The 20,595-nt window shown below is 72.6% G+C and carries 22 protein-coding genes; 10 read left to right on the forward strand and 12 right to left on the reverse strand.

The window, feature by feature from the left end:
• The first annotated feature begins 62 nt into the window (after positions 1 to 62).
• Complete coding sequence (locus AB0950_RS11725) at positions 63 to 515, forward strand: ATP-binding protein (RefSeq protein WP_366778401.1); 453 nt, start codon at positions 63 to 65, stop codon at positions 513 to 515.
• Positions 516 to 601: 86 nt separating this feature from the next.
• On the opposite strand, the gene AB0950_RS11730 is transcribed toward AB0950_RS11725, so the two are convergent.
• A complete protein-coding gene (locus AB0950_RS11730) occupies positions 602 to 1,489 on the reverse strand; it encodes an RNA polymerase sigma factor SigF (protein ID WP_360147133.1) in 888 nt (295 codons plus the stop codon).
• A 272-nt stretch (positions 1,490 to 1,761) separates the two neighbouring features.
• Between AB0950_RS11730 and AB0950_RS11735 the strand changes: the two genes are divergently transcribed.
• Positions 1,762 to 2,157: a helix-turn-helix transcriptional regulator gene (locus AB0950_RS11735; protein ID WP_366778402.1), complete on the forward strand. Its 396-nt coding sequence runs from the start codon at positions 1,762 to 1,764 to the stop codon at positions 2,155 to 2,157.
• Positions 2,158 to 2,253: 96 nt separating this feature from the next.
• Complete coding sequence (locus AB0950_RS11740; RefSeq protein ID WP_366778403.1) at positions 2,254 to 2,736, forward strand: VOC family protein; 483 nt, start codon at positions 2,254 to 2,256, stop codon at positions 2,734 to 2,736.
• Between the two features lie 40 nt (positions 2,737 to 2,776).
• On the opposite strand, the gene AB0950_RS11745 is transcribed toward AB0950_RS11740, so the two are convergent.
• The 5 genes from AB0950_RS11745 to AB0950_RS11765 form a co-directional block, all read right to left on the reverse strand.
• Entirely contained in the window at positions 2,777 to 3,652 is an 876-nt protein-coding gene (locus AB0950_RS11745) for an aminoglycoside phosphotransferase family protein (RefSeq protein WP_366778442.1), read from the reverse strand.
• A gap of 103 nt (positions 3,653 to 3,755) precedes the next feature.
• Positions 3,756 to 4,634, reverse strand: a complete 879-nt coding sequence (locus tag AB0950_RS11750) for a geranyl diphosphate 2-C-methyltransferase (RefSeq protein WP_366778404.1) — start codon at positions 4,632 to 4,634, stop codon at positions 3,756 to 3,758.
• A 46-nt stretch (positions 4,635 to 4,680) separates the two neighbouring features.
• On the reverse strand, positions 4,681 to 5,751 hold the full coding sequence (locus AB0950_RS11755) for a family 2 encapsulin nanocompartment cargo protein terpene cyclase (protein ID WP_360145675.1): 1,071 nt from the start codon (positions 5,749 to 5,751) through the stop codon (positions 4,681 to 4,683).
• Positions 5,748 to 7,190, reverse strand: a complete 1,443-nt coding sequence (locus AB0950_RS11760; RefSeq protein ID WP_366778405.1) for a family 2B encapsulin nanocompartment shell protein — start codon at positions 7,188 to 7,190, stop codon at positions 5,748 to 5,750. Before AB0950_RS11760 ends, AB0950_RS11755 begins: the two co-directional genes overlap by 4 nt.
• Before the next feature lie 251 nt (positions 7,191 to 7,441).
• Positions 7,442 to 8,449 carry a zinc-binding alcohol dehydrogenase family protein gene (locus AB0950_RS11765; RefSeq protein WP_360147127.1) on the reverse strand — a complete coding sequence of 336 codons (1,008 nt, stop codon included), beginning with the start codon at positions 8,447 to 8,449 and terminating at the stop codon, positions 7,442 to 7,444.
• A 162-nt stretch (positions 8,450 to 8,611) separates the two neighbouring features.
• On the opposite strand from AB0950_RS11765, the gene AB0950_RS11770 reads away from it, so the two are divergent.
• Both AB0950_RS11770 and AB0950_RS11775 read left to right on the forward strand, forming a co-directional pair.
• On the forward strand, positions 8,612 to 9,406 hold the full coding sequence (locus AB0950_RS11770; protein WP_366778406.1) for a VOC family protein: 795 nt from the start codon (positions 8,612 to 8,614) through the stop codon (positions 9,404 to 9,406).
• Between the two features lie 33 nt (positions 9,407 to 9,439).
• Positions 9,440 to 10,135, forward strand: a complete 696-nt coding sequence (locus AB0950_RS11775) for a ribonuclease H (RefSeq protein WP_360145666.1) — start codon at positions 9,440 to 9,442, stop codon at positions 10,133 to 10,135.
• Positions 10,136 to 10,145: 10 nt separating this feature from the next.
• Here the strand turns inward: AB0950_RS11775 and AB0950_RS11780 are convergent, their stop codons facing one another.
• Positions 10,146 to 10,967, reverse strand: a complete 822-nt coding sequence (locus tag AB0950_RS11780) for a tyrosinase family protein (RefSeq protein ID WP_366778407.1) — start codon at positions 10,965 to 10,967, stop codon at positions 10,146 to 10,148.
• A 35-nt stretch (positions 10,968 to 11,002) separates the two neighbouring features.
• Positions 11,003 to 11,383, reverse strand: coding sequence for a tyrosinase cofactor (locus AB0950_RS11785; protein WP_360573755.1), 381 nt, complete (start codon positions 11,381 to 11,383; stop codon positions 11,003 to 11,005).
• A 334-nt stretch (positions 11,384 to 11,717) separates the two neighbouring features.
• On the opposite strand from AB0950_RS11785, the gene AB0950_RS11790 reads away from it, so the two are divergent.
• The 5 genes from AB0950_RS11790 to AB0950_RS11810 all read left to right on the forward strand — a co-directional run bounded on the left by AB0950_RS11790 (position 11,718) and on the right by AB0950_RS11810 (position 16,072).
• A complete protein-coding gene (locus tag AB0950_RS11790) occupies positions 11,718 to 12,920 on the forward strand; it encodes an FAD-dependent monooxygenase (RefSeq protein ID WP_366778408.1) in 1,203 nt (400 codons plus the stop codon).
• 34 nt (positions 12,921 to 12,954) lie between these two features.
• Complete coding sequence (locus tag AB0950_RS11795; RefSeq protein WP_366778409.1) at positions 12,955 to 13,776, forward strand: lipase family protein; 822 nt, start codon at positions 12,955 to 12,957, stop codon at positions 13,774 to 13,776.
• A 58-nt stretch (positions 13,777 to 13,834) separates the two neighbouring features.
• Positions 13,835 to 14,422, forward strand: coding sequence for a TetR family transcriptional regulator (locus AB0950_RS11800; RefSeq protein ID WP_366778443.1), 588 nt, complete (start codon positions 13,835 to 13,837; stop codon positions 14,420 to 14,422).
• 70 nt (positions 14,423 to 14,492) lie between these two features.
• On the forward strand, positions 14,493 to 15,476 hold the full coding sequence (locus AB0950_RS11805) for an aldo/keto reductase (protein WP_366778410.1): 984 nt from the start codon (positions 14,493 to 14,495) through the stop codon (positions 15,474 to 15,476).
• 53 nt (positions 15,477 to 15,529) lie between these two features.
• Positions 15,530 to 16,072 carry a DUF6328 family protein gene (locus AB0950_RS11810; RefSeq protein ID WP_360145648.1) on the forward strand — a complete coding sequence of 181 codons (543 nt, stop codon included), beginning with the start codon at positions 15,530 to 15,532 and terminating at the stop codon, positions 16,070 to 16,072.
• Between the two features lie 45 nt (positions 16,073 to 16,117).
• On the opposite strand, the gene AB0950_RS11815 is transcribed toward AB0950_RS11810, so the two are convergent.
• From AB0950_RS11815 to AB0950_RS11830, 4 genes are all read right to left on the reverse strand, one after another.
• Positions 16,118 to 16,543: an SsgA family sporulation/cell division regulator gene (locus AB0950_RS11815; protein WP_360145645.1), complete on the reverse strand. Its 426-nt coding sequence runs from the start codon at positions 16,541 to 16,543 to the stop codon at positions 16,118 to 16,120.
• A gap of 163 nt (positions 16,544 to 16,706) precedes the next feature.
• Positions 16,707 to 17,678 carry an LLM class F420-dependent oxidoreductase gene (locus AB0950_RS11820; protein ID WP_360145642.1) on the reverse strand — a complete coding sequence of 324 codons (972 nt, stop codon included), beginning with the start codon at positions 17,676 to 17,678 and terminating at the stop codon, positions 16,707 to 16,709.
• 50 nt (positions 17,679 to 17,728) lie between these two features.
• The gene (locus tag AB0950_RS11825; protein ID WP_366778411.1) at positions 17,729 to 19,288 is read right to left on the reverse strand and encodes a serine/threonine-protein kinase; all 1,560 of its coding nucleotides are present in this window, start codon (positions 19,286 to 19,288) and stop codon (positions 17,729 to 17,731) included.
• Between the two features lie 198 nt (positions 19,289 to 19,486).
• The gene (locus tag AB0950_RS11830) at positions 19,487 to 20,449 is read right to left on the reverse strand and encodes a threonine/serine dehydratase (RefSeq protein ID WP_366778412.1); all 963 of its coding nucleotides are present in this window, start codon (positions 20,447 to 20,449) and stop codon (positions 19,487 to 19,489) included.
• Positions 20,450 to 20,595 lie beyond the last annotated feature (146 nt).

A 20,595-nucleotide genomic window follows, 5' to 3' on the forward strand; every position in this document is an offset into this window, starting at 1 on the left:
TCGGGGTACGAGGACAGGTGCAACACGTGACCGGCCGGATCCGGCTTTCCGAGAGAGACAGCATGAGCAAACACCTGGGCGGGGATGTGATACCGACTGGTTTCGACGTTCCCGTGGAACCGCTGCGCCGCGCGGCGCACTACACGGGCGAGCCCGGATGCATCGCCGAGGCGCGCGACTTCGCCGCCCGTTTCCTGGAGCAGCTGCGCACCGAGTGGTGCGCGGACGCCGACCACCGGGCCGGCGGCGAGCTGCTCCTGCTCGTGAGCGAACTCGTCACCAACGCCGACCGGCACAGCAACGGCCCGTACATCCTGGAACTGGAGGGCACGGACAGCGAGGTCACGGTGTCCGTCTACGACAGCAGTTCCGCCCTTCCCCGCCGCTTCCCCAAGGACCCCGAACGCATCGGGCGGCACGGCCTGGAGATCGTGCACGCCCTCGCCTCGGAGGTCACCGCGGAACGCGTGCCGGTGGGCAAGCGGATCCGCGCCCGCTTCCGGCTGAACCGCTGAGGCGCCCCGCTCGACCGACCGCTGGGGCGCCACGCTGGACGGCTTGAGCCCACCGGCGTCCTCACCCCGGCGGGGCCGGACCGGCGTCAGGCGCAGCCGAGTTCGCCGAGCATCCCCTCACGCAGCCGGGTGATGATCCGCTTGATCAGCCGGGACACGTGCATCTGGGAGCAGCCGAGCCGTTGCCCGATCTCCGCCTGGGTGGCCTCCTCCACGAACCGCATATGGATGATCTGCCGGTCCCGTTCGCTGAGTTCGGCCATCAGCGGGGCGAGCGCGTGGAAGTCCTCGACGAGCCGCAGCCCCTCCTCCTCCACGCCGATGAAGTCGGCGAGCACCGCCTCGCCGTCCTCCGGCCCGTCACCGGTGAGCGCCGCGTCCAGGGAGGCGGAGTTGTAGCCGTTCGAGGCGAGCTGGGCCTCGATCACCTCGTCCTCGGTGATGTTCATGAGGGTCGCCAGCTCGGCCACCGTCGGGTCCCGGTCCAGCCGGCTGGACAGCTCCTCGCGTGCCTTGGCCAGCTCCACCCGCAGCTCCTGGAGCCGGCGCGGCACGTGCACCGCCCAGGTGGTGTCCCGGAAGAACCGCTTGATCTCGCCGACGATGTACGGCAGCGCGAAGGAGGTGAACTCCACCTCGCGGGACAGCTCGAACCGGTCGATGGCCTTGATCAGGCCGATCATGCCGGTCTGGACGATGTCCTCCATGTCGTCGCCGCGGCCCCGGAACCGTCCGGCGGCGAACCGCACGAGCGACATGTTCATCTCGATGAGGGTGTTGCGCGCGTACTGGTACTCGTGCGTGCCCTCCTCCAGCTCGGTGAGTCGCTGGAAGAACTGGCGGGACAGCTCCCGTGCGTCACGTGGTGCGACGGATGCCGGGTCCGCGATGCCAGGCAGTGACCCCTCGCCCGTCCCGTCCTGCTCGGTCCTCTGGGTGACCTCTGCTTCCGACCGGATCCCGGCGGTGTTCATTACCTCTCCCACGGTAGTCACGGTTGTGCGGCTGCCTCGGCGGCCTTCTGCTTCTGTCAACTCCTCGCGGTGTGCCCGCATACCCCCGGACCGGCGTTGCATGCCTGACCGTGCGGTGTGCTCACGACGCGGGTACCCCTGGTCACGGATAGCATGCATGCCTGCTTCGCCTGTCGGCGGAAAACGCTCGGTGCCCGTCCGGCGGGGTGGTTTCCCTCAGGGCGCAATGCCGGCCCCTTGTCCCACGGCCCTCGGTTCCTAGGCTGGCGGGGGTGAGCAACCAGGTGAGCGACGATGCCCGAGTGATCCCCCTGCGACCGGCGCCCGCCCGTCCGCCGGCCCCCGAGTCCGAGCCCGCGGCGGACAAGGAGCCGCTGTGGCGCGATCTGGTCGGTGAGGTGCTGCGCCGAGAGCGCCGGGCCCAGGGGCGCACCCTGAAGGAGGTGGCCGACGCGGCGCGGATCTCGCTGCCGTATCTGTCCGAGATCGAGCGCGGCCGCAAGGAGGCCTCCTCGGAGGTGCTCGCGGCCGCCGCGCAGGCCCTCGGCCTGGGCCTCGGCGGCCTGCTGTCCCTGGCCCACGGCGAGCTGACCCGCCGCACGGCCGCGCCCCGCCGCCCGGCGGCCGCGCCCCGCCGCCCGTACAACGGCCTCTGCCTGGCGGCCTGAGCCCCGAAAGTCCCGCAAGGCCGGCACGCACCGATGAGTTTCGCCGCGAGGACCGGTCGACACAGATGACCGCGTTCCCTCGCCCAGGAGGTACTCATGACCGCCGACGGTTTCACCACATGTCTCTGGTTCGACGGCCAGGCCGAGGAGGCCGCCGAGTTCTACGTCTCCGTCTTCAAGAACTCCAGCATCGGCCGCGTCGGCCGCTACAACGAGGCAGGGCCCGGTCCGGCCGGTTCCGTGATGGCCGTGGAGTTCACGGCCAACGGCCAGAAGTTCGTCGCGCTCAACGGCGGCCCCCAGTTCACGTTCAGCGAGGCCATCTCGTTCCAGATCTTCTGCGCCGACCAGGACGAGATCGACTACTACTGGACCAAGCTCACCGAGGACGGCGGCGAGCCCGGCCCGTGCGGCTGGCTCAAGGACAAGTACGGCCTCTCCTGGCAGGTCGTCTACGACCGGCTGATCGACCTGATCGGCGACCCGGACCAGGAGAAGGCGTCGCGGACCATGAAGGCCATGATGAGCATGGGCAAGCTGGACGTCGCGGCGCTGAACAGGGCGTACGCGGGGGAGTAGGGGCCACCACCGGCGCTTCCCGCCGGCCGCTCGGCTCCCGTCACCCGGCCTCGGCGAGGATCTCGGCGATCACATGCCGGGAGTTCTCCGCCAGGGCCGGGTTGGTGTCCCAGTAGTACGGCAGCTGGATCAGCGCGATCGACAGCGCCCAGCCCCGCCCCCGCGCCCACTGCGCGTCGTCGGCGCCGGCGGCCTTGCGGAAGGCGTCCCGGGCGGAGGCGGGCAGCAGGTTCCAGGCCACGATCAGGTCCACCGCCGGGTCGCCGGCCCCCGCACAGCCGAAGTCGATGACCGCGCTCAGCCGGCCCTCGTCCACCAGCACGTTCCCGGGGGACAGGTCCCCGTGGGCCCACACCGGCGGCCCGGTGTGCGCGGGGGCGCGCAGCGCCTCCTCCCACAGCGCTGTGACGGCACCCGTGTGGACGCGTCCGTCCAGTTCGGCGAGGGCGGCCCGGGTGGGCTCGTCCCGGTCGCGCAGGCGGCCGACCCGATAGCCGGCCGGTGCGCCCCGCGGGTCGGCGCGGCGCAGCGCGCGCACGAACACCCCGAGGTCCTCGGCGAGCCGCTCGGGGTCCCGCAGGGCGCCGGCCACCGGATTGCTCCCCGGAAGCCAGCGGTAGACGGACCACGGCCACGGATAGCCCTCGTCCGGCTCGCCGAGGCCCACCGGTTCCGGCACGGCGACCGGCAGCAGCGGCCCGAGCCGGGGCAGCCAGCGCTGCTCCAGCCGGAGGTCCGGCACGGCGCCGGGCCGCCGGGGCAGCCGTACCAGCAGGTCGGCGCCCAGCCGGAACATGGCGTTCTCGGTCCCGGAGGACGCGAGCCGGCGGACCGGCAGTGGGGCCCACTGCGGGTACCGGCGGGCGATCAGGCGCCGGACCAGCGGGGCGTCGAGGTCGACCTCGTCCGCGTGCATCTTGGGCATCGCCGGCGGCGTCCATCTGTCGGAGGCAGTCATCGGGGCCCATGACAGCGCCTCGGCGCCCTGCCTGTCGACGCGATTTCCCGCGGACCCGTGCTCAGACCCGGTCGGCCGCGATCAGCAGGTACTGGAAGCTGCCGTTGCGGTAGGCGTCCAGGAACGTGGCCTCGATGCCGGTGACCAGGTGCTCGGCCTCCCGGCGCAACTCCCAGTACGGGATGGTCGCCTCGGTCAGGTCCTCGACATGGACCGGCACCAGGCGGTTGCGGGCCATCGCCTTGAAGTACTCCGAGCGCGGGTGGATGTCGCAGATGTAGTGCGCGTTGATCAGCGACACCTCCCGCGAGGCCTGACCGTAGGTGTCGTTGTAGCAGCCGGTGATCACCACATAGCGTCCGCCGCGGCGCAGCAGCCGGGCGTGCTCGGCGAACAGCAGGTCGAGTTCGACGTACATGGTGGACTCGTTGTTCCACGACGCCGCGTACGCGCCGGTCTCCAAGCCGGTGTCGAGCATGTTGCGGTGGTGGTAGCGCACCTTGTCGTCGATGCCCCGGGCGCGGGCCTGCTCGCCTGCGAAGGCGGCCTGTTTGGCGGAGATGGTGACGCCGTCGGCGTGGCAGCCGTAGAGCATATGCGCCACGACGCTGCCGCCGCCCCGGCCGCAGCCGGCGTCGAAAACGCGGTCGGCGGGGGAGAGCGGCCCGAGATGCGAGGCCAGCAACTCGGCCTGGGCGTGCTCAAGGCGGTGCAGTTCGGCGGTGATGCGGTGGCGGCGCGCCCCGGGATCGGGCTCGTCGAGCACCGACCGGTCGGCGGCGCCGATGCCGTAGTGGTGGTGGTACAGGTCGTCGATCTTGCCGAGTTCCAGGTTGACCGGGTTCTCCTCGGCGTTCCAGTAGTCCGCGACCCGGTTCTGGTAGACGGACTGGGCCGGGACCGGGACGGGTGTGGTCCGGGCGACGGGGGCGGAGGTCAAGGGTGGCTCCTCATGGCGCGTGTGACGGTGTTCCGGAAGGCGGGGGTCACCAGTAGTCGGGCAGGTGGTAGCGGTGGGTGTTGGTGGCGTGCCACTCGTGGTTGCCGGAGACCCAGGCGGCGAGTCCCCGGGCATAGCGCTCCACCAGCGGCGAGGTCGACGACAGCAGGGCCGACTCCTCCTCGAAGGCCGCCATGATCCGGTTGTGGATCTCGACGGACTTCAGATAGGCGGCCTTCAGCCCGCGCCGCTCCTGGGCGGCGACGACCTGCGGCAGGTTCAGATGGTCGGGGTCGCTGGCCAGTTCCTTGGTGAAGGAGTACAGGTCGTTGACGATCGTGGTGGCGTTGCAGGCGAGCGCGGTGATCCGCTGGATCTCGGGCCGGGCGTAGATCGGCTCGGGCAGCTCGTAGCCGTCCACGGCGTCCACGACGGACAGACAGGGCCGGAAGTTGTTGAACTGCCGCATCACCAGGTACTCCCAGACCCTGGGCATGTACCGCGTCTCCGCCCACGCCGCCTCCGCGAGGTAGCCCAGGTGCAGCCGCGCGATGTCGTGCACGAACCGGTCGGTCTGGCTGGGCGTGGCGAAGCCGGCGAAGTCCTCCAGGGCGAAGTGGTACGACCGCAGCGGCCCGTCCGCCCGCACGCCCCGGCGCCACTCCTCCTCCAGCTCCGGGACGCCGTGGTAGGGGTCGAGCGCCGACTGGGCCATGATCAGCCGGCCGCCGAGGCCGCGGCGCGCACCGCCCCGGCCCTCGTCCTCCTCGCAGTAGCAGGAGTCGACGATGTTCTCGGCGAGCAGCAGCTTCCCGGCGGCCGTCAGCCGGTCCAGGTCGAGCGCCCCGGGATGCTGCAGGACGACGGCCCTGCCGAACTGGAAGCCGGAGAAGTCCCCCTTCCAGGCCTCCGGGAACAGATCGAGGCCGCGGGCCCAGGTCTCCAGCCGGCGGTCCACCTCGGCGGCCTTCACCGGGTCGGCGGGGACGGCCGGCCGGTGGTGCAGTCCGGGGACGGCGCCGGTGCGCCGGGGTCTGCGCAGGCGCGCGGCGATGTCGGGCGGTCCGGGCAGCGTGTACGGCACGGGGGCCGTGCCCGGCGAGTTGTCGGACGTCATTCGGGGAACCGCCCGATCTGCACGTTCTCCAGGATGCCGGCCGCGTCGGGCACCAGGATGGCCAGCGAGTAGTAGGCGGTGACGAGGTAACTGATGATCGCGGCGGAGTCGATGCCCATGAACCGGACGTTGAGCCCCGGCTGGAACTCCTCGGGGATGCCGGTCTGGTAGAGGCCGATCACGCCCTGGTCGGCCTCGCCGGTGCGCAGCGCGATGATGCTCGTGGTGTGGTCCTCGCTGATCGGGATCTTGCTGCACGGGAAGATCGGCACCCCGCGCCACGCCGGCACCTCGTGGCCGTCGACGCTCGCGGTGCCGGGCACCAGGCCGCGCCGGTTGCACTGCCGGAAGAAGGCCGCGATCGCCTTGGGATGGGCGAGGAACACCTTGGTCTTGCGCCGCATCGACAGCAGCTCGTCCATGTCGTCCGGCGCCGGCGGTCCGGTGAAGGTGCTGATCCGCTGCCCGTAGTCGACGTTGTGCAGCAGCCCGAACTCCCGGTTGTTGACCAGCTCCCACTCCTGGCGCTCGCGGATCTCCTCCACCGTGAGCCTCAGCTGCTGCTGGGTCTGGTCCATCGGGTGGTTGTAGAGGTCGGCGACCCGAGTGTGCACCCGCAGCACGGTCTGGGTCAGGGACAACTCGTACTCGCGCGGGGCGAGTTCGTAGTCCACGTAGCCGCCGGGCAGCGTCGGCTCGCCGACATGGCCGGCCTGCACCGGCACCTCCGCCTCGCCCTTGCGGTTCATCGGCCGCCGCTGCCGCTCGACATACGCCTGAAAGTGGTCGGCGAGGGACGGCACCCGCTCGGTGAACTCCCGCACCACGCCCCAGGGCAGCGCGAGGACCACGCCCGCGGTCTCGGCCCGCACCGAGGTCAGCCACAGCGGATCGGACTGGCCCACCGCCTCGTCGCCCATCTGGTCGCCGTCGGTGACGACCCCGATGATCTCCTCGTCGCCGTACTTGCCGGTGGTGTAGCGGGTGAACCGGCCGTGCACGACCAGGTAGGCCTCGGTGACCGGCTGGCCTGCCTCGAACAGCACCTGTCCGGCGCGCACCTCCCGCGGCTGGAAGCGGCCGGCGACCTCCCGCAGCACGTCGGTGTCGGGGTAGCCGCGCAGGATCGGCAGTTCGCGGAGCGTCTCCGGGATGACCCGGATGTCGTCGGCGCCGTTCTGCTCGAAGTGCACCCGGCCGCGCCCCGTGCGCAGCGTCAGGCGGCGGTTGACCCGGTAGGCGCCGCCCTTGACGTCCACCCACGGCAGGGTCTTCAGCAGCCATCGGGAGGTGATGGCCTGCATCTGCGGTTCGGACTTGTGGGTCGTGGTGAGCTGGCGCGCCGCCCGGGTGCTCAGGCTGGTGAGCTGCCCGTCGGCCGCGGGCTCGGGAGCGGGCTCGTCGACGGCGGAACCGGCGGCGGTGTCCGGAGTGGTCACATTCCCTCCAGCGGAGCTGCGTGCGAACAGGGGTGGCGGGATCGAGGGGTGGTGATCCTGGTGGTCCTGCACCCGGGCCAAGCCAAACAGCCCTCGTGAGGTGCCCGGTACAGCGCGAAGGGGGCGGATCATTCCGCTTGGGGGCGTAAACCCGTGGACCGGGGCATCTCCGGCGAACCGTGTGCCGTCGCGCCGGTGTACTGCGCCGCCCGCGGACGTTCCCGCGCGCCGGTGTGGTGCGCCCCGGTGGCTCAGGTCAGGTCGTCGACCAGTACGGCGGCTCCGTCGAACCGGCCGGCCTTGAGGTCGGCGAGCGCCTGCGGGGCGCGCGACAGCGGATAGGGGTGCGTGGTCGCGCGGACGCCGTGCCGGGCGGCGAGCGCCAGGAACTCCCGGCCGTCCGCCCGGGTGTTGGAGGTGACGCTGCGCAGCTCCTTCTCGTAGAACAGCTCGGTCTCATAGCGCAGCGCCGGCACGTCGGTCAGGTGGATGCCGGCCAGGGCCAGCACCCCGCCCCGGTCGAGGGCGCGCAGCGCCACCGGGACCAGGTCGCCGACCGGGGCGAACAGGATCGCGCCGTCCAGCGGCTCCGGCGGCGGCTCGGTCACGTCGTGCGCCGAGGCCGCGCCCAGCTGAAGGGCCAGCCGCCGGGCCGCCGCACTGCGGGTGACCACATGCACCCGGGCGCCCTCGGCCAGCGCCACCTGCGCGCACAGATGGGCGCTGCCGCCGAAGCCGTACAGCCCGAGCCGGCCGCCGGCGGGCAGCGCCGTGCGGCGCAGCGCCCGGTGGCCGATGATCCCCGCGCACAGCAGCGGCGCCGCCGCCACGTCGTCCAGGGCGGCCGGCAGGCGGTGGGCGAAGGCGGCCGGCACGGTGGTGTACTCGGCGTACCCGCCGTCGGCGTCCCAGCCGGTGTACTCCGAGCGGGGGCACAGGTTCTCGGCGCCCCGCGCGCAGTACACGCACACCCCGCAGGTGCGCCGCAGCCAGGCCACGCCCACCCGGTCGCCCGCCGCGTAGCCCCGCACCGCGGCCCCGGCGCCCACGACCTCGCCGACCGCCTCGTGGCCGGGGGTGACCCCGGCCCGGTGCACCGGCAGATCGCCCTCGGCGACATGCAGATCGGTCCGGCACACCCCGCAGGCCCGCACCCGCACCAGCAGCTCGTCCGCGCCGGGCGCCGGCACCGGCCGCTCCAGCAGCCGCAGGGGCCGCTCCTCGACCGGTCCCGGCCGCACCACCGACCACGCCCGCATCGCGCCCGTCCTCATCGCGCCGTCGCCTCCCCTCCCAGTGTCCGGCGGGCGCCCGGTTCGGCGCGCGGGCCGGCGGCGGGATGGCTAGCGTGAGCTTCGGGACGGGGGCCTTGAAAGGGCGGGGAACCATCCGTACGGGACACACACCAGGAGGGCGGCAGCATGGCCGTGCAACCCGAGGGAACGCCCTGTTGGGCCGATGCGATGTTCGGCGACGTCGAGGGAGCCAAGCGGTTCTACGGCGACGTCCTCGGCTGGACCTTCGGCGAGTCGTCGTCGGAGTACGGCCACTACACGCAGGCCTACGCGCAGGGCAAGGCAGTGGCCGCCGTCGTCCCGCCCATGCCCGGCCAGGAGGGCCAGTCGCAGTGGTGCCTGTACTTCGCCTCGCCGGACGCCGCGGCCACCGCGGAGAAGATCCGGGAGAACGGCGGCGAGATGCTGATGGAGCCGATGCAGGTCGGCGACTTCGGCACGATGTGCCTGGCCCGTGAGCCCAGCGGGGCCGTCTTCGGCGTCTGGCAGGCGGGCGTCCACGAGGGCTTCGAGGCGAGGGCGACCCCGGGCGCCTACTGCTGGGCGGAGGTCTTCACCCGCGAGCCCGAGAAGGCCGACGCCTTCTTCTCCGCCGTCTTCCCGTACCGGATGAAGGACATCGTGGACGACGCGGTGGACTTCCGGATGTTCGACATCGGGGAGGACACCGTGCTCGGCCGGATGCGGATGACCGACGACTTCCCGCCCGAGGTGCCCTCGTACATCAACGTCTACTTCACCGTCGACGACTGCGACGAGGCCGTGGCCCGCGCGACCAAGCTCGGGGGCGTCCTGCGCTTCGGGCCGATGAGCAGCCCCTTCGGCCGGTTCGCGGCGCTCAGCGACCCGCAGGGAGCGAACTTCTCCGTGATCGACATCACGACCACGGAGGGCGAGATGCCCAGGGTCGAGGAGGTCTGACCGGCACGGGACGGCGCCCGCCCTGGCCGTGGCATGATCGGGCGTATGCGTGAACGTGTGGTGGCCGCGTGCGACGGGGCTTCGAAGGGAAACCCGGGACCGGCCGGATGGGCATGGGTGGTCTCGGACGGCGACGAGCGGACCCCCGCCCGCTGGGAGGCCGGTCCGCTCGGCCGGGCCACCAACAACGTCGCGGAGCTCACCGCCCTGGAGCGGCTGCTCACGGCCGTCGAGCCGGACGTGCCGCTGGAGATCCGGATGGACTCCCAGTACGCGATGAAGGCCGTCACCACCTGGCTGCCCGGCTGGAAGCGCAACGGCTGGAAGACGTCCGCCGGCAAGCCGGTCGCCAACCAGGACCTGGTCGTCCGCATCGACGCGCTGCTCGACGGCCGTGAGGTCGAGTTCCGCTACGTCCCGGCCCACCAGGTCGACGGCGACCCGCTCAACGACTTCGCCGACCGCGCCGCCAGCCAGGCCGCCACCGTCCAGGAGGCGGCGGGCAGCGCGCTGGGCTCCCCTCAGCCGCCGCCCTCGCCCGACACCCCGAAGGCGTCCGCCCCGCGCGGGAAGGCGCCCCGCCGCACCGGCGGCGCGGCGTCCGCCCGCACCATCAAGGCCAAGTTCCCCGGCCGCTGCCTGTGCGGCCGCTCCTACGCGGCCGGCGAGTCCATCGCCAAGAACGCGCAGGGCTGGGGCCACCCGGAGTGCCGTACCGCCGAGGCCTGATCCGCCGTCCTCAGGTGTCGAACGTGTAGAACGCCGTGTGGTCCAGCAGATCCGCCGGGCGCACGTCGTTCCACGGCTTCATCGTCTCGTCGAGGTCGACGACGTCGGGCGTGCCGCCCGTGGGCGCGTACCCCGCGTCCGGGTGCCGCCGCTGCCACTGGGCCCACAGCTTGTCGACGTAGGCGTGGTGCAGCCAGAACACCGGGTCGTTGGGGGAGACCCCGGTGGCCATGTGCCCGCCGACCCAGACGTGGACCCGGTTGTGCAGATTGACCCCGCGCCACCCTTCCAGATGATTGCGGAAGCCGTCCGAGGCGCTGTTGTACGGCGGCCTGTCGTACGCCGATATGGACAGCACCGACTCCACCTCGGCGGGCGTCGGCAGGTCGCGTACGGCCGTGCCGAGCGAGCGGCGCAGGAAGGTACGGCCGTCGACGCGTACGGTGATCGGCCAGTCGCCGGTCGCGGCGGCGAACGGGCCGTCCGTCACCCGGCCGTCGGCGCTGCGCCCGGTGCCGCCGAGGAAGTCCGGCGCCCACAGCGCGGCCCGTACCGTGCGGTCGGTGCTCCAGTCCCAGTACGGCAGCGCGACCGAGGCATCCACCGACTGCAGCGCCCGCTCGAAGTCGAGCAGGAATCTGCGGTGCCAGGGCAGGAAGGACGGCGAGCGGTGGCCGGTCCGCTCGCCGGTGTCGGTGTCCGCCATGATGAAGGCGTTGTGCGTGCGGACGAAGTCGTCGTAGCGCCCGCTGTGCTTGAGCTCGAGGACGGCGGCGACGAAACGGCGCTTCTCCTCGGCGGTCAGGGCGGCCTGGTTCTTGCGTACGGTCATGGTGCGCGGTGCTCCGGAGGTCCTTGCGGCGGCGGTCAGTTGGCGGGGAAGGGCAGCAGCGGGGCACCTCGCAGGTCGTCCACCGCGGCCCGGGCGGCGGCGCGCGGGGTGGGCACCGGGTCGTAGTGGCTGACGACGCTGATCCAGGTGCCGTCGGCGTTGCGCATCACATGCAGCCGGACGCCGTCGACCAAAACCTCGTACCCACCGCCGTGTTCGTGGTGGTGGTCCCCGCCGCTCGTCGGACGGCCCTGTATCCGGCGGCCCCGGTAGACCTCGTCGAAGGCCTGCGGCATCGGCATGGGGTGGTCGTGGCCGCCGGCCCGGGCGGCGGGGGCCGCGAGGACGGTGACGCCGGCGGTCGCGGCCAGGGCGGCCGTCGCGGTGAGCGCGCGGCGCCGGGTGATGTCGGGCATACGGGTCCTCCTGAAGGGTGATTGCCGTGGTGACGCCGTATGCCTATCGGGGCCTTCGGGGCGGGAGGAAATCACCCGGAACCGGTGGGCTGCGATCCGGACAAGTGGCCACATGTCGTGCAGAGTTGAATCAAGATGATCTTGCCGCTGCAGGAGGGCGGCCCGCCCCGGAACGGGGAATTCCTTGCCGCGCCCGACCCGTTTCCGGTGATCCTTCCCGCGCGCCGTCCGTCCGAGTGGCCCGGCTCACCACGCCAAACTGACGCGATCACACGGCCCGGCCGTCCTGCTACCCTCCGGTGCCGTTCGATCACGTCGAGTGACTGCCAGGGGTGTGCGTGTGAAGATCGTCTGCGTCGGGGGCGGGCCCGCGGGTCTGTACCTCGCCATCCTGCTCAAGCGGCAGAACCCCGCCCATGACATCACCGTCCACGAGCGGGACCCCGAGGGCTCGACCTACGGCTGGGGCGTGACGTACTGGCGCTCCTTCCTCGACAAGCTCCAGGCGCACGACGCCGCCTCCGCGCGGGCGATCGAGGACGCGTCCGTCCGCTGGAGCGACGGGGTCGCCCACGTCGACGGCCTGACGACCCGTCACCGCGGTGACGAGGGCTTCGGCATCGGCCGCCACCGGCTGCTCGACCTGCTCGCCGACCGGGCCCGCCGGCTCGGCGTACGGCTGGAGTTCGACAGCGAGATCACCGAACCGCCGGCCGGCGCCGACCTCGTCGTCGCGGCGGACGGGGTGCGCAGCGCCCTGCGCACCCGGCACGCCGCGGCCTTCGGCACCCGGATCGTCCCCGGCCGCAACCCCTACGTCTGGCTCGGCACCACCAAGATCTTCGACGCGTTCACCTTCGCCTTCACGGAGACCGAGCACGGCTGGATCTGGGTGTACGCCTACGGCTACAGCGGCGACCACAGCACCTGCGTCGTCGAGTGCGCACCGGAGACCTACACCGGCCTCGGCCTGGACCGGGCGAGCCAGGCGGACGGCCTCGCCCTGCTGGAGAAGCTCTTCGCCGACGTCCTCGACGGTCACCCGCTCATCGGCCGCCCCGGCGCCGGCTGGCAGACCTTCCGCACCCTCACCAACCGCACCTGGCACCACGGCAACCTGGTCCTGCTCGGCGACGCGGCCCACACCACCCACTACTCCGTCGGCGCGGGCACCACCCTCGCCCTGGAGGACGCCATGTGCCTCGCCCGCGCCCTGCACGAGCACGCCGCCCTGCCCGAGGCGCTGACCGCCTACGAGCGCCGGCGCCAGGCCGAACTGCTGCCCGTGCAGAGCGCGGCCCGCCACAGCGCCCAGTGGTACGAGAACCTGCCCCGCTACATCCACCTGCCCCCGCACCGCATGTTCGCCCTGCTCGGCCAGCGCCACTCGCCGCTGCTGCCGTACGTCCCGCCGCAGCTGTACTACGGCCTCGACAAGGCGGCCGGCCGGCTCGAGACGCTGCGCAGGCTCAAGCGCTGGCTCGGCCCCAGGATGGCGAGCACCCTGCACGCCCGGTCGTCGGCCCACCGCCACTGACCGCCGGCCCCCACCGCACCGAGGAGAACCGCCCATGGCCGTGCCCGACTCGTTCGACCAGACCTCGTCCGGATACAGCCTGCGCCGCGCCTACTGGCTGGCCCGCGCGGCCGACCTCGCCCACAAGGACCGCGCCGCCGTCGAGGACCAGGCCGCGCGGTGGGGCTTCGACCGGGTGCGCCACCACGAGAGCCGGTTCACCCCGCCCTTCCCGCTGCAGGAGGTCCAGGGCTGCACCCTGGCGAGCGACCGGATGATCGTCACCGCCTTCGGCGGCACCGAACCCACCCGGATCAAGGACTGGCTCACCGACTCCGGCACCTCACTCAAGCCCGGCCCCGGCGGCAACGGATACGTCCACCAGGGCTTCGCCGAGGCCCTGGAGGCGGTCTACCCGGACGTCCAGCGGGCCGTCGCCGACCTGCGCACGCACGGCCAGGCCGTCTACTTCACCGGGCACGGCCTGGGCGGCGCCCTCGCGATGCTGGCCGGCGCCCGGATGTACCTGGAGGACCCGTACCAGGCCGCCGACGGCGTCTACACCTACGGCCAGCCGCGCGCCTGCGACCGGCTCCTCGCCGAGGCGTTCCACCAGGGGTACGGCGGCCGGATGTACCGCTTCGTCAACAACGGCGACATCGTTGCCCAGCTGCCGCCCGAGCCCGTCTTCACCCACGTCCGCGCGCTGCGCTACATCGACTCAGGCGGCAGGCTGCACGAGAGCATGCCGATGTTCTCGGCCCTCACCGACCGGGCCAGGGGACTGACCGCCGACGCCTTCGCCCCCGCCTCCGACGGCATCCGCGACCACCTGATGCACAGCTACCTGGCGGCCCTGGAGAAGAACCTCGGCTGAGCGCTCCCGCGGGCGACGGAGGGAGCATGAGGGGGTGAGCACCCCACCCGCACCGAGGATGTCCGCCCGCCGCGACGCCGAGGCCACCAAGGCGGCCATCCTGAAAGCGGCCCGCCACCTGCTCGCCCGGCACGCGCACGCCGACATCACGCTCAAGGCGGTCGCCGAACGCGCCGGTGTCAGCCCGCCGCTGATCGTGAAGTACTTCGGCAACAAGGACGCCCTGTTCACCCGCGTGATGTCTTTCGACACCGACGCCGACGCCCTGCTGGACGCGCCGCTGTCCGGCCTCGGCCGGCACATGGTCCGGCACGTCCTCGCCGGCCAGCGCGAGCGCGGCGCCGACCCGCTGCTGCGCATCGCCTTCGCCCCGCTGCACGGCGACCACGGCGACATCCTGCGCACCAACTTCGGCGCCCAGGTGACCGAACGCCTCGCCGCCCGCCTCACCGGCCCCGATCCCGGCCTGCGCGCCGAACTCGCCGTCGCCGCGCTCGTCGGCCTCGGCGTCATGTACGGCATCGCACGCGGCCCGCATCTGCGCGGGACCGACCCCGACACCCTCGCCGACCGCTACGGGCCGCTGGTGCAGGCCCAGTTGACGCCCGGAGTCCGAGTGCGGGGCCCCGTGCACCCGGGCGGGTGAACGGCACCCGGCCGCCGACTCCGGAGCGGTCCGTTCCGTGTGGTCCGGTGCCGGATGACACACTGGCGCCATGGACGAACGCGTAATCGGCAGGTCGGGGCAGTGGGCATCGGTGATCGGCCTCGGCACATGGCAGCTGGGCGCCGACTGGGGCGACGTGGACGCCAAGGAGGCGGAGGCCGTCCTGGAGGCGGCGGCCGAGTCGGGCGTCACCTTCTTCGACACCGCCGACGTCTACGGCGACGGGCGCAGCGAGGCGACCATCGCCACCTTCCTGCGCACCCGCCCCGACCTGCACGTGCTGGTGGCGACCAAGATGGGCCGCCGGGTGGAGCAGATCCCCGAGAACTACGTCCTGGACAACTTCCGCGCCTGGAACGACCGCTCGCGCCGCAACCTCGGCGTCGACCGCATCGACCTGGTCCAGCTGCACTGCCCGCCCACACCCGTCTACTCCTCCGACGCGGCGTTCGACGCCCTGGACACCCTGGTGGAGGAGGAGCGGATCGCGGCGTACGGGGTGAGCGTGGAGACCTGCGCCGAGGCGCTGACCGCGATCGCCCGGCCGCACGTGGCGAGCGTGCAGATCATCCTCAACCCGTTCCGCATGAAGCCCCTGTACGAGGTGCTGCCCGCCGCGCGCGAGGCCGGCGTCGGCATCATCGCGCGCGTGCCGCTCGCCTCCGGGCTGCTGTCCGGCAAGTACACCAAGGACACGGTGTTCGCCGCCAACGACCACCGCACCTTCAACCGGCACGGCGAGGCCTTCGACCAGGGCGAGACCTTCTCCGGCGTCGACTACGAGACGGGTGTCGAGGCCGCCGCCGAGTTCGCCGCGCTCGCGCCCGAGGGCTACACCCCGGCCCAGCTGGCGTTGCGCTGGATCATCGAGCAGGACGGTGTGACCACGGTGATCCCCGGTGCCCGCAACCCTGAGCAGGCCCGCGCGAACGCGGCCGCCGCCAAGCTGCCGCCGCTGCCGCAGGAGACCTTCACCGCGATCCGCGAGCTGTACGAGCGCCGGATCAAGGACCAGGTCGAACACCGCTGGTAGTCGAGGCGGCACCGATCGTTTGAAGGAACGGCCGTGCGGTTACCCGAGACCGCATGACGCAGGACGGACGGCGCAGAGGACGGCACGAGACCGAGGAAGAGCGGGCCGACCGGATGTGGGGCGAACTCATCCAGGAGGTCCGCGTCGCCCAGACGGGCGTGCAGATCCTGTTCGGTTTCCTGCTGACCGTCGTCTTCTATCCGAAGTACGCGACGCTCTCCCACACCAACCAGGTCATCTACATCGTGACCGTCATCCTGGGCGCCTGCTCGACCGGCGCCCTCATCGGCCCCGTCTCCCTGCACCGCCTGATCTCCGGCCGCATGGTCAAGCCGCAGGCGGTCCGGCTGGCGTCCCGGATGACCCTCGTCGGCCTGGTGCTGCTGTTCGGCACGATGACGTTCGCGCAGCTGCTGATCCTGCGGGTGGCCACGCACAACCCGTATGTGCCGTGGCTGGTGACGGCCGTCGTCGCCTGGTACCTGCTGTGCTGGTTCGGCCTGCCCCTGTGGGCCCGCCACAGGTACGCGCCCCACTCCGCGGACCGGCCCGCGAGCGCCGACTCCGCCCAGGACGGGCGCCCGGACCGGCCGTGAACACCGGCTGCCCGTAAGGGCCGTGAACACCGGCTTCCCGGCCGCTCAGCCCGTCGAGAGGATCTCGGCCAACAGCGCGTCCACCGGGACCCGTTCCCGGCCCGGCGGGACGATGCGGTGGGTCTCCCGCAGGAACGCGGCGACCGCGGGCGCCCAGGCGAACACCACCGCGTGGTGCCGCCCGCCGTCCGGCCGTACGTCCCCGAGGAACTCCATGCGCAGCTCCCGCAACGCGCCCGTCACGACCGGCCGCAGCCGTACGTCCCCGACTCCGACGGGCCGCTCCAGGCCGGCGCAGAGCATCTCCCGGTCCAGCCGCCAGCACGCCAGCACCCGGCCGTCGTGGCCGAAGGCGGCGGTGACGGCGAACGGGTCGTCGGCGTCGTAACTGAGATGGGCCAGCACGGGACACCGGCCGGTGCCTTCCGCGCGGAGCTGTACCACCAGCGTCTTGTGCACGAACGTGTTCACGGGCGGGCCTCCGGGCCTCGATCGGCTCAGGGCCTCCTAGTACCCCGTGGCGCCGGGGATGTTCACCTCTGTGGCCGATTCCCGGCGGTTGTGCGCGGACGCCGACGACTCCGTGTCTCCCCGGCGGGCCGGCCGCCGGTCCCGGCCCGCCGCGTCCCCGGAGTCAGCCGAAGGCCTCCCGGAGCGCGGGCAGCAGGGTCTTCGCGGACCAGTCCAGGAACTCCGGCTGCGCGTCGCCGCCGATCTGCACCAGCGCGACCTCCCCGAACCCCGCCTCGGCGTAGGGCCGTACGGCCTCCACGAAGGCGTCCGGGTCGTCGCCGCACGGGATGGAGGCGGCCACGTCGTCCTCGTCCACGAACTGCGTCGCGGCCTCGAAGGCGTCGGGGTGCGGGAGTTCGGCGTTCACCTTCCAGCCGAGCCCGAACCAGCGGAACTGGGAGTGGGCCCGTTTGACCGCCGTGTCCCGGTCGGGGTCGTAGCACACCGGCAGCTGGCCGACGCGGGGCTTGCCGCTGCCGCCGTGCCGGTCGAACGCCTCCAGCAGCCCCTGCTTCGGCTCGGTCGCGATCACCAGGTCGGCGAGGTGCCCGGCGAGCTTGCAGGACTGCTCGCCGGAGACGGCGATCCCGATCGGCGGCGGCTGCTCCGGCAGGTCCCACAGCCGGGCCGACTCCACGTCGAAGTGCTGCCCGTGGTGGGTTACATGGCCGCCCTCGAACAGCGCGCGGATGATCCCCACGGCCTCCTCGAGCATCTCGTGGCGCACGTCGACCGGGGGCCAGCCGCCGCCCACCACATGCTCGTTCAGGTTCTCGCCGGCGCCCAGCCCGAGCCGGAACCTGCCCTGCGACAGCAGCTGCACGGTGGCCGCCTTCTGCGCCACGATCGCCGGGTGGTAGCGCAGGATCGGGCAGGTGACGTACGTCATCAGCGGAATCCGCGAGGTCGCCTGGGCGGCGGCGCCCAGCACGCTCCACGCGTAGGAGGAGTGGCCCTGCGAGCGCAGCCACGGGAAGTAGTGGTCGGAGATCACCGAGAAGTCGAACCCGGCCTCCTCGGCCCGGACGACATGGTCGACGAGCTCCCGGGGGCCTGCCTGCTCGGTCATCATCGTGTATCCGATTTGCACCATAAGGGGCGAGTCCCCGCGTCGGCGGTGTGAAAACGAGCCGCGGGCGCCGGTCAGTCCCCCGGCGCCCGGAACGTGCGCAGGAACGTCGTCAGCGCCAGCCGGTTGGCGGCGTCGTCCCAGGCCGTGGCCGGGGTGGTGAAGCGCAGGGAGAAGCCGTCGCCGCCGGTGAGGAAGCCGCGCCCGAAGGTGTGCACCCGTGCGGCCCCGGACCCCGCGAGCCACTCCAGGTCGGCGGCCCGGTGGCCCTGGTAGGTGAGGGCGCGCACATCGCCGACGCGGTCGTAGCCGGGAAGCCGCCGCAGCCCCGGTTCCACGTCGTCCCGCCAGATGGCCACGGGATCCGGGCCGACGTGCTCGCTGTGGGTGACCGCCAGGGTGGGGGAGGCGCCGTCCCGGCCGAAGACGACGCGGTAGGCGCCGGTGACGCGCGTGGTGGTCAGCCGCTTCCAGGCGTCCGGCAGGGCCACGGAGAAGCCCTCCGGGGCGGTGTAGCGGCGGTAGCCGGCCGGCAGCGCGGACGACGCGCTCGCCGTGGGGGACGGCGTGCCGGTGCCGGTGCCGGTGCCGGCGTCGGCCGGCGGGGCAGAGACGCTGGGGCGGGCCGGTGCCTGGGCGGTGCCGGGACCCGTATGCCCGTGGGTGGCGGCCAGGACGGCGGCGGCGACGGTGAACACGGCCAGCGCGGTCCCGACGGCCAGGGCCGTTCTGCCCCGCTGCCGCGCGGCGAGGCGCACGCCCGCGTACGCGGCGCGCAGCCGGGGCACGGGAGCCGGCCGGCGGTCGGCGTCGGCGTCCTCGTCCAAAGTCCGGATCAGCGCCTCCCGGACCACCGGCCGGGTCAGCCGCTCCCGCGAGTTCTTCCTCAGCAGCCCCTGCACCGCCTGGGTGAGCGGGCCCGCGCGCAGCGGGGTGCGCAGCGGCAGCCGGTCCACGGCCTTCAGGGTGGCGTCGGGCCGGCCGCGGTCCCGGAACGGCGGCCGGCCCTCCACCATCGTGTACAGCAGCGCACCCAGCGCCCACAGGTCGGCGGCCGGCCCGATCCGCTCGTCACGGGCCTGTTCCGGCGAGGCGTACGACGGCGCCGTGAGCCGCGGCACCAGGGTCGCGCCGGCCAGCCCGAACCCGGTGACGACGACCGGGCCGCTGTTGCGGACGAAGACCTGGCCGGGGCTCAGCTCGCCGTGGGTGATGCCGTCCTCGTGCGCGGCGTGCAGCACGTCCAGCAGCTCCAGGCCGATCCGGGCCGCCCGCAGCGCGTTGAACGCGCCCTCCCGGTCCAGGAGTTCGCCGAGCGGCGTGCCGTCGATCCACTCGGTGACCGTCCACAGGACGCCCGCCTCCACCACGGCGTCGACGACCTGGGCGATCTGCCCCGGGCACAGCAGCCGCATCGTCTCCGAGGTCCGCACGACACGGGCCGTGATCCGGCGGGCGGAGTCGTCGTCGGCGGGCTCCGGCAGGGCGGTCTGCGCCACCAGGCGGGGCTGCTCCGCCGCCACGTCCTCGGCGTACCACCACAGGCGGTTCGTCTCGCGGGCGAAGACCTCGAGGAGCCGGTACCGCCCGGCGACCAGTTCGTGTGCGGAGACGTGCGACTTGGTCATGGTCATCCCTCGCTGAAACCCCTGTTTCGTGTCCTGACAGAGGTACGCGGCGCGTGCGGGGGTGCGTTCAAAGAATCCGTGACCCGGTGCCGTTCCTGCCTTTCATTCACTTCTCCGAAAGGGCTTGCGACTTTGCGATGGCCGCACCCGGCGGTGGTTCGACCTGCGGGTAACCGAGGGTAAGTCGCCGGATGCGGCCCCCGCTCACAGCAGACCGAACCGCTCGGCCCAGCCGGTCAGTTCGCGCGGTGTCGTGTTGCCGCCGCACACCACGAGCCCGATCCGGGCGCCGTCGCCGACCCGTGCCGCGATCCGCCGGGCCGCCGGCAGCAGACAGCCCGCGGCCGGCTCGGCCCACACCTTGGCGTGCTCGGCGAGGTCCAGCGAGCCCTGCACCGCGTCCCGGTCCGGCACCACCAGCACCTCCTCGACCAGCGCGGACACATGGTCGTACGTCAGCTGGGACACCGAGGGCGCGGTGAGGGTGGTGACCAGGGACGACACGGGCACCGGCACCGGTCCGCCCGCCTTCAGCGCGGCCGACATGGCCTCGGCGCCCTCGGTCTCCACACCCCACACGCGCACGCCGGGCCGCAGGGCGGCGAGGGCCGCCGCGATCCCGGCGATCAGCCCGCCGCCGCCGATGCTGACGACGACGTCGGTCAGCTCGTCGCCCGCGTCCTCGGCCAGCTCCAGCCCGACCGTGCCCTGCCCGGCGATCACCACCGGGTCGTCGAACGGGTGGACCAGGGTCAGACCCTCGTCACTGAGCCGCGTCACCAGCTGGAAGGCGCTGTCCATGCCGTCGGTCAGCCGCACCTGCGCCCCCGCCTGCCCGGCGAGCGCGATGGAGCGCTCGGGCGCGGTGCGGGGCATGACCACGGTCGCCTTCACATCGAGGGCCGCGGCCATCACCGCGAGGGCGATCCCGTGGTTGCCGCCGCTGACCGCGACCACGCCCGCCGCCCGCTCGGCCTCGCTCAGCGACAGCAGCTTCGCCGTCGCCCCGCGCGCCTTGAACGAGCCGGTGCGCTGGAGCAGTTCGAGCTTGGCGGTGACCGGGACGCCGAGCAGCGCGGTCAGACCCGGACTCGGCACGGTCGGCGTCCGCACGACCTGTCCGGCGATCCGCTCCGCGGCGGCTTCGATCTCCTTGATGCCGATCAAGGTGCTTCACCCTTCCGGCGCGGGGGTGAGGTCCGCGCCCGAGGGCACCCTGACCCGCGGGGAGTGCGGAGGTCAACACGGTTTCGCCCGCCGCCTACAGCATGCGGCCCGCGAGGAAGTCCTGCAGCTGGTGCAGTTCCCCTGCC

The organism is Streptomyces sp. NPDC007189, from assembly GCF_040703635.1.
In the GTDB taxonomy this organism is placed as follows: domain Bacteria; phylum Actinomycetota; class Actinomycetes; order Streptomycetales; family Streptomycetaceae; genus Streptomyces.